At 65.0% G+C, this 13,512-nt stretch carries 11 protein-coding genes; 3 read left to right on the top strand and 8 right to left on the bottom strand.

The annotated features are described in order from the left end of the window. Positions 1-4 precede the first annotated feature (4 nt). The 7 genes from ACW176_RS10075 to ACW176_RS10045 form a co-directional block, all read right to left on the bottom strand. Complete coding sequence (locus ACW176_RS10075) at positions 5-655, bottom strand: FliH/SctL family protein (protein ID WP_492109028.1); 651 nt, start codon at positions 653-655, stop codon at positions 5-7. A 13-nt stretch (positions 656-668) separates the two neighbouring features. Continuing rightward, positions 669-1,691: a flagellar motor switch protein FliG gene (gene fliG, locus ACW176_RS10070; protein ID WP_492109027.1), complete on the bottom strand. Its 1,023-nt coding sequence runs from the start codon at positions 1,689-1,691 to the stop codon at positions 669-671. After that, entirely contained in the window at positions 1,691-3,337 is a 1,647-nt protein-coding gene (gene fliF / locus ACW176_RS10065; protein ID WP_492109026.1) for a flagellar basal-body MS-ring/collar protein FliF, read from the bottom strand. The genes fliG and fliF overlap by 1 nt, the downstream gene beginning before the upstream one ends. Positions 3,338-3,583: 246 nt before the next feature. Next, complete coding sequence (sciP, locus tag ACW176_RS10060) at positions 3,584-3,865, bottom strand: CtrA inhibitor SciP (RefSeq protein ID WP_062148715.1); 282 nt, start codon at positions 3,863-3,865, stop codon at positions 3,584-3,586. A 168-nt stretch (positions 3,866-4,033) separates the two neighbouring features. Further along, the gene (flgE, locus tag ACW176_RS10055) at positions 4,034-5,719 is read right to left on the bottom strand and encodes a flagellar hook protein FlgE (protein ID WP_492109025.1); all 1,686 of its coding nucleotides are present in this window, start codon (positions 5,717-5,719) and stop codon (positions 4,034-4,036) included. A gap of 132 nt (positions 5,720-5,851) precedes the next feature. Beyond that, positions 5,852-6,577, bottom strand: coding sequence for a flagellar hook assembly protein FlgD (locus tag ACW176_RS10050; RefSeq protein WP_492109024.1), 726 nt, complete (start codon positions 6,575-6,577; stop codon positions 5,852-5,854). A gap of 14 nt (positions 6,578-6,591) precedes the next feature. Beyond that, positions 6,592-8,298 carry a flagellar hook-length control protein FliK gene (locus tag ACW176_RS10045; protein WP_492109023.1) on the bottom strand — a complete coding sequence of 569 codons (1,707 nt, stop codon included), beginning with the start codon at positions 8,296-8,298 and terminating at the stop codon, positions 6,592-6,594. A 403-nt stretch (positions 8,299-8,701) separates the two neighbouring features. On the opposite strand from ACW176_RS10045, the gene flgK reads away from it, so the two are divergent. Genes flgK through mnmA form a run of 3 tightly spaced genes read left to right on the top strand, consistent with a single transcriptional unit; the run spans position 8,702 to position 12,983 of the window. Continuing rightward, entirely contained in the window at positions 8,702-10,810 is a 2,109-nt protein-coding gene (flgK, locus tag ACW176_RS10040; protein ID WP_492109022.1) for a flagellar hook-associated protein FlgK, read from the top strand. 9 nt (positions 10,811-10,819) lie between these two features. Further along, entirely contained in the window at positions 10,820-11,740 is a 921-nt protein-coding gene (locus ACW176_RS10035; protein WP_492109021.1) for a flagellin, read from the top strand. 34 nt (positions 11,741-11,774) lie between these two features. Continuing rightward, positions 11,775-12,983 (top strand): tRNA 2-thiouridine(34) synthase MnmA, encoded by a 1,209-nt coding sequence (gene mnmA / locus ACW176_RS10030; RefSeq protein ID WP_492109020.1) that lies wholly within the window; start codon positions 11,775-11,777, stop codon positions 12,981-12,983. Here the strand turns inward: mnmA and ACW176_RS10025 are convergent. Next, positions 12,980-13,447: an Lrp/AsnC ligand binding domain-containing protein gene (locus tag ACW176_RS10025; protein WP_419254370.1), complete on the bottom strand. Its 468-nt coding sequence runs from the start codon at positions 13,445-13,447 to the stop codon at positions 12,980-12,982. The two genes, mnmA and ACW176_RS10025, sit on opposite strands and share 4 nt — an antisense overlap. Between the last annotated feature and the right edge of the window lie 65 nt (positions 13,448-13,512).

Genomic DNA, 13,512 nt, shown 5'->3' with positions numbered 1-13,512 from the left:
GCAGTCAGCTTTCGCTAGCGGGAAGCAGGGGTTCAGCGTGGAGTCCCTCGGCGGCGATGGCCGCTTCGAGGGCGTCGGCGACACGTCGCGTCGCCTCGTCAGGATCAAAGGACGCCCGGCCATCACCCCAGTCGAAGGTGAAGGCGGCGGGCGGCATGTTGCTGTCGGCGCGGGCCGCGATCTGACCCGGAAAGCCGATCGCATGAGCGGTCTCTTCGAGCGCGGCCTGAGTGCGATCGACCAGATCCGCCGACACGCGGACGATGATCCGGGGCTGGGCCTCGACCTCGCGGGCCAAGGCCACCAGGGCCGCACTGGCCGGCGCTTCGGGAAAGCGTTCCAGGGCGGCGTCGGCGATCTTGCGACCCACAGCCAGGGCCAGCAAGGCCGAGCCCGAGCGATGCTCATGGGCCACGGCGGCAAGGGTCGAAAACGCTTCGCGCACAGCGCCGGCGATCTCGTTCAGGGCGTTGGCGGCGTGCTGTTCGGCACGCGCCACAGCCGAGCGTTCGCCCTGCGCATAAGCCTCGGCCTTGGCGAGCTCGACATCTTCAGGCGTGAAGCTGCGCTTGGGCCGGGCCGGAGGCTCGCGCATGCCGCCGCGATCGTCGAACACGGTGTCGAAGGCGAAACGCTTGTGGGGGATGTCGGTCATGCTGCCATCTCCCTTAGTAGATCAGCTCGTCGTCGCTGCCCGAGCCGGCCAGCATGATCTCGCCCTTGGCGGCCAGGTCCTTGGCGACCTGAACCATCGCCACCTGGGCCTGGTCGACGTCCTTCAGACGCACCGGACCCATGCTCTCCATGTCTTCGCGCATGATCTTCGACGCGCGTTCGGACATGTTGGAGAAGAACATCTCGCGCAGCTTGTCCGAGGCGCCCTTCAGGGCCAGGGCCAGCTGTTCCTTGCTGGTGGCGCGCAGCAGGGTCTGGACGCCGCCCGGATCCAGCTTGGACAGGTCTTCGAACACGAACATCAGGGCGCGGATGCGCTCGGCGGCTTCTCGGTTGCGCTCTTCCAGGGCCGCGATGAAGCGGGCCTCGGTCTGGCGATCGAAGTTGTTGAAGATCTCGGCCATCATCTCGTGGCTGTCGCGCTTGGACGTGCGCGCCAGGTTGGACATGAATTCTGTGCGCAGGGTCTGCTCGATCTTGTCGAGGATCTCGCGCTGCACCGGCTCCATCCGCAGCATGCGGGTGACGCATTCCAGGGCGAAGTCTTCCGGCAGGGACGCCAGCACGCGGGCGGCGTGGTCGGACTTCACCTTGGACAGCACCACGGCGACGGTCTGGGGGTATTCGTTCTTCAGATAGTTGGCGAGCACCGCCTCGTTCACGTTGCCCAGCTTGTCCCACATGGTCCGACCCGCAGGACCGCGGATCTCTTCCATCAGGGCGTCCACCTTTTCAGGCGGCATGAACGAGTTCAGCAGGCGCTGGGTCTGCTCGTAGGAGCCCATGATCGCGCCCGTCGAGCTCATGCCCGAGACGAACTCGACCAGCAGCTCTTCCACCACGCTGGCGGACACTGTGCCCAGGCCGGCCATGGCCTGAGAAACTTCCTTGATCTCCTCGTCATCCAGGGCTTCCCAGATGCGGGTGTGATCTTCGCCAAGCGAAAGCAAAACGATCGCGGCCTTTTCAGGCCCGGCCAGTTTGCTGACATCACTGATGGAGGCTTTCATGGCCATCAGGTCGACTCGTGCAGCCAGGTACGCAGGATCGCGACCGATTCATCAGGATGCTTGTCGACGAATTCCGAGACCCGCTTGATCGAGGAGGCCTTCACCTGACCCTCGATCTTGGCGATGTCGATGCGCTGATCAATCTCGGCGCCGGGTCCGGCGATGGCCATCGGCTCACCGGACTGGTCGATCACAACTTCCTGGGTCGAACCGTCCGAGAGGGTGACCATGCGGGTCACCTGTGGCGCGCCCAGCGTGATCTGCTGCGGTGAGGGCGTCATCATGTTCTTCACGAACGGACGGACCGCGAACAGCAGGATCAGGATGGCCACGATGCCCAGCACGGCCAGCTCAGCGATGCGCATGATATCGTTCTTGCCAAAGGCCGACAGCAGTCCGTCCTTGCCCAGGGCCTGATCCTCAGGCTGCGGGAAGCGGATATTGGTCACCTTGACCTGATCGCCCCGGGCGGCGTCGAAGCCGACAGCGGTCTTGACCAGATCTTCCAGCTGGGCGCGCTCTTCCTCGGTGCGGGGCGTATAGGCGCCGGGCTTGCCGTCCTTGCCGGCCGGGGCGGTGACGCCATCGATCGCAACGGCCACGGCCAGCTTCTTGATCGTGCCTGGCTCCTTGATCTCCGTCGTCGTGGTGCTCGAAATTTCGTAGTTTGTGACGCTTTCGTTGGCGTTAGAGCGCGAACCCAGCGCCTGGAAGCCGCCGGGAGCGCCGCCCGGGATGTTCTGGGCGGCCGAGACGCCGTTGGTGTCGTCGTTCTTGGTTTCGCTGTTGCCCGACTCGTTGGTGCTTTCCGAACGGATCACCTGGCCTTCGGGATCGAACTTCTGCTCCTGGGTCGTGACGCGGTTCAGATCGAGCTCGGCAGTGACATTGACGCGCACCTTGCCCGGGCCCAGCACGCCTTCGATCATGTCCTTGACGGTCTTGGCGATGCGGGCCTCGGCCTCGGACTTGCGATCCTGGGCCAGCTGACCGGCCAGGCTCTCGTCGCTGGCGGCCGACAGGGTCTTGCCGTGCTGGTCGATGACATTGACCTTTTCCGGCTTCATGCCGGCGACCGAACCCCCGACCAGATTCTGCACGGCGCGCACCATCTCGGCCGACGGCTCGCGGCCGCCCGTGCTGATGGTGACGGCGGCCGAGGGTTGCTCGGCGTCTTCTTCAAAGATCTGGCGCTTGGGCAGCACCAGGTGGACCCGGACCGAATTGACGCCCTGCCACTCCTTGATGGTGCGCTCAAGCTCGCCCTGCAGGGCGCGCTGACGGTTCAGCTGCTGGACAAAATCGGTCTGGCCCAGGGCGTTGCTGCTATCGAAAATTTCGTAGCCGATCGAGCCGGAGGTCACCAGACCCTTGCCGGCGACCAGCAGGCGGGCCGAGGCGACCTTGTCGCGCGCCACCATGATGGTCGAGCCATCGCCCTTGGTCTCGTACTTCACACCGGCCTGATCCAGGGCCTGGGTGACTTCCGAAGCTTCCTTCAGGTCGAGGTTGGAATACAGGAGCTCGGTCGGCTCCTTGCCCATAAACATGACCAGGGCGACCAGAATGGCGACCACGCCGGCGCCCACGCCGATCAGAGCGGCGAGCCGGCCAACGCCGAACCTCTGTATCGCGCTCAGAAAGCTATCCACTCAGGCCAATCCCCCAGAAAGCCACCCCGACGGGGGACAATGGCGGCGGTTGCCTGCAGGCTTCCGTCGCTAGGCAGGATTTACCCAGTTCAAGGTAAACGAGGCGTTTATATTTGGCGGACCCGAGCCGGTCCTGAAGCGCCAAAACGTCGCGGCCGCGCCCTGGGAAGGGCGCGGCCGCTGAACGTTCCAGAACAGGCCTCCAACCACCAACGGCCGGAAAACCCATATCTTTCAAGCCCGCCGTTAGCGGTACTGCTGGAGCCGGGTGGTCCGCAGACCCGCCAGGCCATGCTTGTCGATCGATTGCTGCCAATTGAGGAATTCCTCATTGGTCAACTTGTATCGATCGCACGCTTCGTCGAGCGAGAGCAGACCCCCGCGAACGGCGGCGACTACCTCGGCTTTCCGCCGGATCACCCAACGCTGGGTTTCCGGAGGCGGCAAGTCGGAGAGAGTTAGAGGCGCACCGGTCGGACCGATAACGTACTTCTCACCCCGGCTGTTCGTGCGCTGCTGCTGCAACATGGCTTTACGCCTTTCCCACAACCATCACTGTTGAAGGTCACTATAGGCGCCAGCCAATAACAGCGGCTTAATTCCAATAGTAAAGAAAGGCCTAAACACCAGCTTCCCCCTGAAGTCTTTAGTGTGCCGATGTGGAACACGGCTATTAAATCGAGTTAATACCTATAACTATCGCTTAATGCTCAAGAGTTCCTCAAGCATCTGGTCAGCCGTCGTGATGATTTTTGATGAAGCGGAGTAGGCTCTCTGTGTCGTGATCAGTCCGGTGAACTCAGTGGACAGATCGACAGTCGATGCTTCCAGTGTGGAAGGCGCGATGACACCAGCACCACCCTGCCCCGGGGTCTTCAGGCTGTAGGTGCCGCTCTCGTTGGTCACGCGGTAAGCATTGCCATTCACGCCCTTCAGGCCGTTGGCGTTCGAGAAGGTCGCAACGGCGACCTGGGCAATCCGGCGGGTGACGCCGTTGTCGAAGATCGCCGAAACATAGCCCTCGTCGTCGACCTCGATGTTGGTCAGGTTGCCAAAGGCGGTGCCGTTGGTGTTGACCGACTGGACCACCGACTGGCTGTTGAACTGGGTCAAGCCGCCGGCGGCGTTGGCCAGGTCGATCTGGATGCTCTGGGCGTCGATGCCCAAGCCGTCAGACCAGCGCGGCGGCGCCGTGGCGATGTTCGGGTCGGACGCGCCCAGGGTGATTGAGGTGGGGTTAGTGCCGCCGAACAGGTTGCCGACCGAAGACAGCTTGCCGTCCGTGGTGAAGGTGATGCGGCCCGAACTGATCAAGCCGTTGGCGACATTGTCCAGATCGCCGGGCTTTGTCCGCAATTCGGCGTACCATTCATTGGGTACATCGCTCTTGAGCAGCGAGAGGGTGACCGTGCGCTGACCGCCCTTGGAATCGGAGACGGGGATCTGAACCTCGAAGTCAGGCTTCACGCCCTTGGTGTTGTCCAGGGCGTAGGCCGACATCGAATTGGTCGCGGCATCATACAGGTTGCCGGTCTGCAGGTCGGTGGACGTGCTCAGGCCCAGCGAGGCGATCGGCACGGTGGGCGTGCCCGCGCCGGTGCCGCTGACGTCGATCGGAACGGTGGCCATGATGCCGGTGCCCGACACGAATGCGCCGCCGGCGCCGGCGGCGTAGAGCGCCGTGCCGGTGCCGATGACCGACCCGGCCTTCTTGATCTCGACATTGTACTCGTCGGCCGTGGCGGTCGGCGAATAGGAGACTGTGTAGTTGCTGGTCGCCGTGGAGCTGTCGGCCACGTTGGTTTTGGTGACGCCGAACTTGGACTGGGCCGCCAGGGGCTGCTCCGACCGCAGATTGGCGTTGACCGCCGCGCGGGTGGTCTTTTCGGCCGTGCCGCCGACCGAGCCGACATTGATGGAGTCCAGCTGGGTCAGGTCCGACGGGTCGGGCGTGATGTCGCCGGTCACCGGATCGGCCAGCCAGCCCTGAAGGTACAGGCCAGCGTCGTTCTTCAGATAACCCAGATTATCCAGCTGGAACGAACCGGCGCGGGTGAACGAGCGGGTGTCTGTGGCGGTCAGGCCTTCCGGCTTCTCGGTGGCGACGAAAAAGCCCGAGCCGGAGATCGACAGATCAAGGTTCGAGGTCGACGACTGGGTCAGGCCCTGTTGCGTGATGAACTGGTGGGTCAGGGCCTTCACGCCGCCGGCGCTGTAGGTCGAGTTCTTGCTCTGCGAGGTAACCAGGGTGGAGAAATTGGCGGTTGAGCGCTTGTAGCCAACGGTATTGACGTTGGCGATGTTGTCCGAGATCGCGGCCAATGCGGACGAGTTGGCGATGAGGCCCGAGACGCCCGAAAGCATGGCGCTGTTGATGCTCATGACGAAATTCCTGCGTTGAATGTCAAATGACTGGGGAGTTCAGCGCGGTTTGCGTTTGGGCTCGGCGGAAACCGTTTCCGGGGAGAGCCGCGTCGGCGTCATTCTGACGCCCGGTTCATCGGGTGGTGACGGTTAGGCCGCAGCCGCCGTCTGTGTGGTGGTGTTGGTGGTGGCGGTCGTTGTGGGCGCCGGCGGGTTCTGAACGCCGATCACGGAGTCGACCGGATATTTCGTGCCGCCGATGGTCACCATGTTCTGGCCGCTATCATTGGTGATGGCCGTCACGATGCCCTCGATACGACCTTTCGACGTCGCGGGGATCGTGCTGCCTTCGCCGTCCTTGGCGGTGATCTTCAGGGTGTAGGCGCCGCCTGCGGGCTGGGCGGTGCCGTCATCGCTCTTGCCGTCCCATTCAAGAGTGTGATCCCCCTTGGACATATCCTCGGGCAGTATGGTCCTGATGGTCTTGCCATACTTGTCGATGACCTCGACCTTGACACTGCTGGCCGCGCGGCTCTGTTCGTAAGACCAGGTGGCCTCGCCGTCCTTGAGCACGGCCTTGTCGGTTTCGACGGTGGCCAGCTTGTCCATCATGGCGACGGCCTGGGTCATGCCGCCGTCGTTCATGCCCACCAGGGCCGCCAGCAGGTCATTGGTGACCAGTTGCTGCTCGACGCCCGTCATCTGGACGATCTGACCCGTGAAGGCGTTGGAATCCATTGGCGACAACGGATCCTGGTTCTTCATCTGGGTGGTCAGCAGCTTGAGGAAGGTCTCCTTGCTGCTAGCCAGGGTGTTGCGGGAGTTGTTGATCTTGTCGAGCGTTGCATTGGAGCCCGAAACTGCGGCGGTGGCCATGGCGCGGTCTCTCTCTAAATTCTGATGTCCAGACCGCTGTCAGGGGCCATTCGAAGCCCGGGCAGCAGATCTGAAGCGGAAAGGATGGGAGCGTCGTCGTTCTGGGCGGACTGGAAGGCCTTGCCCGACCAGGCCCGGCGGCCGTCTTCGCCACCGTTGAAATTGAAGAAGGCGTTCTGGCCGTTCTGGCCGCCCTGGCTGAACACATCGAAGCGCAAGGCGTTGTCGGCGATCGTGAAGCCGGCCTGCGACAGGGCCTGACGCAGCTCGGCCGACTTGCTTCGCAGTTCGGCGGCCGCCTGGGCGGTGTCGAAGGCCATCGAAGCGGTCAGCGCGCCGTGACGCCCGATCTCGATGCGAACATCAACCTTGCCCAGACCTTCAGGCGTCAGGGCCACGTCAAAGCGAGTGGTCTGGGCGTCGAGCTTCTTGAGGATCTCGGCCGAAAGCTGAGCCACCGTCTCCGGCGAACCGCGCGTCTCGGCCCGCAGGGCCGGAGCGACCTCAGGGCCGGCGGCGACGGTCGCGGCCGTGGTCTGCGAGATCGTGGGGGCATCCGGGGTCGCCGCGGCGTCGACGGCGCCGGCGCTCAGCGCCTCCGCGCTGGCCTGACCCTGACCCTGACCGCCTTGTTGGGCGTCACCACCCTGATCGGCGCCCGCCTGGTCGGCGAGCGAAGCGGTCTCGACACCCGCGATCGTGACGGGTTCCGCATCGGTTGACGAAGCAGGTTCGGCGTCAATCGGTGCGATCGTGGCCGTCGCGACCTTCGTGACGGTCTCGGCTGCGGCCTGGGCGACGACCTTGACGGTCTCGTCGGCCGGCGGGGCGGTTTCGACGACAGGCGTGGCGACAACCGGCGAGGCTTCGACCTCGGCGGCGATAACAACGGGCTCGGCGGTGATCATCACGTCGACCGCGGGCGCGGCGACGGCCGGAGTGGTCTGAGGCGCCGGCTTGGCGGCGACGGTCGGTGTCTGAGTGGCCTGCGCAGCCAGAGCGGCGATGTCGACGCCGGCGTCTTCCGCCGCGATCGGCGCTTCCAGCAGGGCGCTCTCGGGAATATCGATTGTGGCCGACGCGGCAGGCGCCGAAGCGGCGCCCCTCGCATCGGCGACAGGCTGCGTAACGACGCCCTGGCCCGTGGTCGCCGCTTCGGCGAGTGTGGGTGCGACCAGCGACGCTGCGTCAAGGGCGGCTTCGCTCGGGGCTGGAACGGCTGCTGAGAGCGCTTGAGAAGCGACCAGATCGGAAGTGATCGGCGCCGGCGCGGAAACGAGGGACGCTGTAGCGTCAACATCCGGAAGGGTGGAGGCGGCAAAGGTCTCTTCCGTCTGCGGCATCATCGCCGCGACGAGGGTGGCAGCGGCCAGCGCGGCCGCTTCGGCCTGGGCGGCGGCCTCTGCGACATCTTCCGCTGCCGCGTCCTCAGCGGCGTCCTCAGCGGCGTCGCAAGCCTGAGCCTGGGCTGCTGCTGCTGCGGCGGCGGCCTCTTCTGCCTTGGCGGACGCCGTGTCAGCCCTTGCGGTCTTGTCGGCGAGGTCGGCCTTGTCAGCGGTCTTGCTCGCCCCTTGAGTCGGAGCGTGCCTGGGCGGGGCCGGCTCGTCACTTGTCGTCACAACAGCGAGAAGCGCATCAAAGCCTTGATCCACGCCCTGACCGCCAGCGCCCGATGAGGGGCTGAAGGAAGGTGTGGCGGCGGTGGCGGCGATCACGGTCATTCGTGGGCTCGGTCCGTTGCGTGCAGCGGTTCATGACGAACGCGCCTTTGTCTGGACCTCCCTGAGCAACCGTCGGGCCAACCCGCCATCTCAGATTATCATCTTGTTTTTATTGACTTTAATTCCTTGTTTATAACTTGAAATCGTCGGTCGGCGGCGCTTTTTGCCGAGTCGAATGGGGTTGTCAGGGGCGTGGCTTGCCGCGTCGCCCGGTCGCGCCCCCACTTGGCGCCCTCCTTGCGCATCACAACTTGCCGAATATCCGGCGCTTGGAACGAAATGCCATGAATTTCAGTGGCTTGGCACATATCGAGGGCATTGATCCCTCCCCCGCCCGGCACTTTTCGCCGGGCAAGGGCGCGTCGCGTGGTTCGCGGATTGCCGGGCTGTCGGGAGCGTTCGCATGACTCTGAATTCCATCATGAACACGGCGAGTTCGGGGATGATGGCGGCCCAAACGGGTCTGCGCGTCGTCTCGGACAATATCGCCAACGTCAACACCTCGGGCTACGTCCGCAAAACGATCAGCCAGTCGAACCTGATCTCGAACGGCGTGGGCGTCGGCGTCAGCATAGACGCCATCAAGCGCGCGACCGACCGCTTCCTGCAGTCGGCCAGCCTGAACGCGGTATCCGACGCCGGCCGGGCCTCGGCCCTGTCCGAAAACCTGAACACCGCCCAGAACCTGTTTGGCGACCCCAGCGGCGACAACAGTTATTTCGGCAAGCTGGACGACATCTTCTCGGCCTTCTCCAAGGCCTCGGATGACCCATCCTCGAGCCTGCTGCGCACCCAGGCCCTGACGCGGGTCGACGATTTCCTGAGCGAGTCGAGCCGGATCACCGCAACCCTCTCCAGCCTGGGCAAGGACGCCGACAACCGGATCGTCTCCGATATCGAGCGCGTCAACGACCTCCTCCAGCAGATCAACACCCTCAATACCGACATTACCCGGGCAAAAGTGGCCGGCGCCGATGGCACAGGCTCGGAAAACGTCCAGAGCGGCCTAATCGACGAGCTTTCGAGCCTGATGAACATCCAGGTCAGCCAGCGGGCCAACGGCGGCGTTGTCGTGCGCTCGACCGAGGGCCTCAGCCTGGCCGGCGACGGCGCGGCGGTGATCTCCTATCAGAAGTCCAGCACCGCGACCGGCTTCCTGCAGTGCATTCAGGCCAATGGCGGCGACACTCAGGTGGCGCTCAACATCTCCAGCGGCGAGCTGAAGGGCCTGCTGGACCTTCGCAACACCGAGCTGCCCAACCTGTCCGACCAGCTGGGCGAGTTCGTCACCCGCGCCTCGGAAGAGCTTAACCGCGCCTCCAACGCCGCTTCATCCGTGCCGGCCCCGTCCTCGTTGACCGGCCGCAACACCGGCCTGGACGAAGCCACCGCGCTCGACCACTTCACCGGCAAGACCACGATCGCCATCACCGACTCCAGCGGCGTCATCCAGCGAAAGGTCGAGATCGATTTCGACCTGGGCACGATGACGGTAAATGGCGCGGCAGGCCCCAGCTTCACCAACACCGACTTTATCGCCCAATTGAACATCGCCCTGGCCGGCCAGGGCACGGCCTCGTTCGGCAACGGCGCCCTGAGCCTCAGCGCCAGCGCCGGCAACGGGGTGGTGGTCGCCGACGACCCGACCACGCCGTCCAACAAGATCGGCAAGGGCTTCAGCCAGTTCTTCGGCCTTAACGACATCGTCCAGACCAAGAGCTTCTCGCCCTACGAGACAGGCCTGATCGCCAGCGATCCGCACGGCTTCACGACTGGCGACGTGATCACCCTGCGCCTGACAGACACCGACGGCGGCCGTATCCGGGACGTCAACGTCTCGGTGCCCGCCGGCGCCACGATGCAGGACCTGATGGACTCGCTGAACGCCCGCAACGGCGGCGTGGGGCTCTATGGAACCTTCGCCCTGGACTCCAAGGGCGCGATGAACTTCACGTCCTATTCCGGCTCGACGGTCAGCCTCTCGGTGGCCTCGGACGACACCGAGCGCGGCATGGGCGGACCGTCGATCACCCAGCTGTTCGGCGTAGGGCCCGCCGAACGCAGTACCCGCGGTGAGCGTTTCGTCGTCAATCCGGCCATGGATCAGGACCCCACCCGCCTGCCCTTCGCCAAGCTGAACCTCTCGGCGGGCGCCGGGGTGATCGCCCTGGCCGTCGGCGACGGACGCGGCGCCCTGGCCCTGGCCAAGTCCGGCGACACCATGGCGGACTTCGCCGCCGTCGGCGGCGCCTCGGCTACCAAGACCAGCCTGCTGCGCTACGCCGCCGATTTCAGCGGCTCGATCGCCCGCAAGGCCGCCGCCGCCGAAAGCCGCAAGGACGCCGCAGAAGCGGTGGCTATCGAGGTCGACACCCAGCGCCAGGGGCAGGAGGGGGTCAATCTCGACGAGGAACTGATCAATCTCACCACCTATCAGCAGGCGTTCAACGCCTCCGCCCGCCTGATCCAGGCGACCAAGGACATGTATGATGTCCTCGTGAACATCCTCTAAGGCTGACCGATGACCCGCGTCTCAACCGGCTCCAACTACAGCATCATGACCAGCAACCTGATGCGCGCCCAGCAGCGTCAGAACATACTGGGCGAACAGGTCGCCAGCCAGAAGGTCGCCAACGACCTGAAGGGCTATTCCAAGAACGCCGAGGTGCTGACCGCCATGCGCAGCGCCCAGGCGAAGATCGAGGGCCTGATCGACCAGACCAAGCTGGTCGCCAACCGGCTGGATATGCAGGACACCGGCATCGGGCAGGTCGCCGGTGGCATTCAGAGCGGGCGGGCGGCGATCGAGAATGCCATGGCGGCCGGCGGCGCGACCCTGATGCAACAGCTGGAAGCGGCCTTCAGCAACGTCACCCAGGGCGTCAACACCAAATCCAATGGCCGCTACGTGTTCGCCGGCGCCTTGACCGACACCGCCCCGACCACCGCCAACTCCATGGCCGACCTGACCGTCGCGCCGACGACGGCCGACCTCTTCAAGAACGACACCTATATCGCCACCAACCGCATCGACCAGCAGACCACGGTGCAAACCGGCGTCCTGGGTGACGCCCTGGCCACCAAGGCCTTCGACGCCTTCAAGCAGGTGCAGGCCTATGTCGAGGCCAATGGTCCGTTTGGCAGCCCCCTGACCAGCACCCAACACACCTTCCTTGAAGGCATGGTCGGCACCTTCAAGGCCGCCCATACCGATGCTCTCAACACGCAAGGCAAGAATGGCCTGGTCCAGAAGCGTTTTGAGAACGCCGGCGTTGAGCTCAAGGACCAGGCCGACACCTTGACCGGCATGGTCGGCGGCATCGTCGATGTCGACATGGCCGAGGCCGTGACCCGGCTTGAAGCCGCCCAACTGGCGGTCCAGGCTGCGGCCCAGGTGTTCGCCAGCCTACAGAGCTCGTCGCTGCTGAACGTTCTGAAGTAGGGCAAACCTCGCAAAGCCGGCCCTGAAGCGCTATATGGCCGCGATGGACGCCGACATTCTCGATCATGCCCTTCCCGGGGCCCTGGCCGACCGCGCAGTCGAGATGGCTCGTGAGGCGGTGGGGCTTGCTGCGGGCGCTCGCGTCGTTGTGGCGATGTCGGGCGGCGTGGATTCCACGGTCACTGCGGCCCTGCTGGCCCGGGCGGGCTATGACGTGGTCGGCGTCACCCTGCAGCTCTACGACCATGGCGCTGCCATCGCCAAGAAGGGCGCCTGCTGCGCGGGCCAGGACATCATGGACGCCCGGATGGCCGCCGAACGGATCGGCATCCCGCACTACGTCCTCGACTACGAAAGCCGCTTCAAGGAACAGGTGATCGAGGAGTTCGCCGACGCCTATCTGCGCGGCGAGACACCGATCCCCTGCGTGCGTTGCAACCAGACGGTCAAGTTCCGCGACCTGCTGGACGTGGCCCGCGACCTGGGCGCCGAGGCCATGGCCACCGGCCACTACGTCCAGCGCGGCATGTCCGGAAACCGGGCGCAGCTGCGCCGGGCCGGCGATCCGTCCAAGGACCAGAGCTATTTCCTGTTCGCCACCACGCGCGACCAGCTGGATTTCCTGCGCTTCCCGCTGGGCGACATGCCCAAGAGCGAGGTGCGCCGCGTCGCCGCCGAGCTGGGCCTGGCCATCGCCGACAAGCCCGACAGCCAGGACATCTGCTTCGTGCCCGAGGGCAAGTACACCACGGTGATCGACCGCATCCGCCCGCACGGCGCGATCCCGGGCGACATCGTGCACATGGACGGCCGCGTGCTGGGCCAGCACGAAGGCGTCACCCGCTATACTATCGGCCAGCGCCGGGGCCTGAACATCGCCGTCGGCGATCCCCTGTTCGTGGTCCGCATCAACGCCGACCTGCGCCAGGTGATCGTCGGCCCGCGCGAGGCGCTGCTGACCGCCTCGCTGGTGCTCAAGGAAGGCAACTGGCTGGGCGGCCAGGACAGCCTGGAAGCCGCCGCCGAAGCCGGCCAGCCCGTGCTGGCCCGCGTCCGCTCGACCCGCGAACCCGTACCCGGCCACCTGGCCATGGTGGACGGCGATCTGCGCGTGGTGTTCGACACTCACGAAGAGGGCGTCGCCCCGGGCCAGGCCTGTGTGCTCTATGACCCCGCCGATCCCGACCGGGTGCTGGGCGGCGGCTTTATCGCGAGCACGGTCCGAGCCGAGCTGGCGTCTTAAAGCGGCAGCTGCACGGTACTCTTGACCTCTTCCAGCACGGCATAGGTCCGCGTCTCGCGCACGCCGGGCATCTTGACCAGGATGTCGCCCAGAAAGCCGCGATAGGCCTCCATGTCGCGCACCCGGGCCTTGATCAGATAGTCGAAGCCGCCGGCCACCATGTGGCACTCCAGGATCTCGGGCGCGCGGCGGACGGCGGCGGCGAAGTCCTCGAAAACCTCGCCGGTCGTGCGCTCCAGCATCACCTCGACGAAGATCAGCAGGGCGCGATCGACCTTGGCCGGGTCCAGCAGCGCCGCATAGCCGGTGATGAAGCCGCGCTCGCGCAGGCGACGCACGCGGTCGAAGGTGGCGGCCGGCGACAGGTTGCACTGCTTGGCCAGCTCGGCATTGGTGATGCGGCCATCGGCCTGCAGAACCCTCAGCAGGCGGCGATCGGTGTCATCAAGAGCGGAACTGGCCATTCGCGCCTTTCCTCGAAGATTGTTCGTAAAATCGTCACATAAAGCAAAGCACATTCAGAAAACAT

The sequence above is a fragment of the Caulobacter sp. FV1ye13L genome, assembly GCF_058681155.1.
Note: the sequence above shows the minus strand (reverse complement) of the source record. Positions and strands in the feature narration are given on the sequence as shown.

Coding starts and splice junctions, on each gene's coding strand:
- ACW176_RS10075 (WP_492109028.1), bottom strand. CDS start 655: ATGACCGACATCCCCCACAAGCGTTTCGCCTTCGACACCGTGTTCGAC.
- fliG (WP_492109027.1), bottom strand. CDS start 1,691: ATGGCCATGAAAGCCTCCATCAGTGATGTCAGCAAACTGGCCGGGCCT.
- sciP (WP_062148715.1), bottom strand. CDS start 3,865: ATGTTGCAGCAGCAGCGCACGAACAGCCGGGGTGAGAAGTACGTTATC.
- flgE (WP_492109025.1), bottom strand. CDS start 5,719: ATGAGCATCAACAGCGCCATGCTTTCGGGCGTCTCGGGCCTCATCGCC.
- ACW176_RS10050 (WP_492109024.1), bottom strand. CDS start 6,577: ATGGCCACCGCCGCAGTTTCGGGCTCCAATGCAACGCTCGACAAGATC.
- ACW176_RS10045 (WP_492109023.1), bottom strand. CDS start 8,298: ATGACCGTGATCGCCGCCACCGCCGCCACACCTTCCTTCAGCCCCTCA.
- flgK (WP_492109022.1), top strand. CDS start 8,702: ATGACTCTGAATTCCATCATGAACACGGCGAGTTCGGGGATGATGGCG.
- ACW176_RS10035 (WP_492109021.1), top strand. CDS start 10,820: ATGACCCGCGTCTCAACCGGCTCCAACTACAGCATCATGACCAGCAAC.
- mnmA (WP_492109020.1), top strand. CDS start 11,775: ATGGCCGCGATGGACGCCGACATTCTCGATCATGCCCTTCCCGGGGCC.
- ACW176_RS10025 (WP_419254370.1), bottom strand. CDS start 13,447: ATGGCCAGTTCCGCTCTTGATGACACCGATCGCCGCCTGCTGAGGGTT.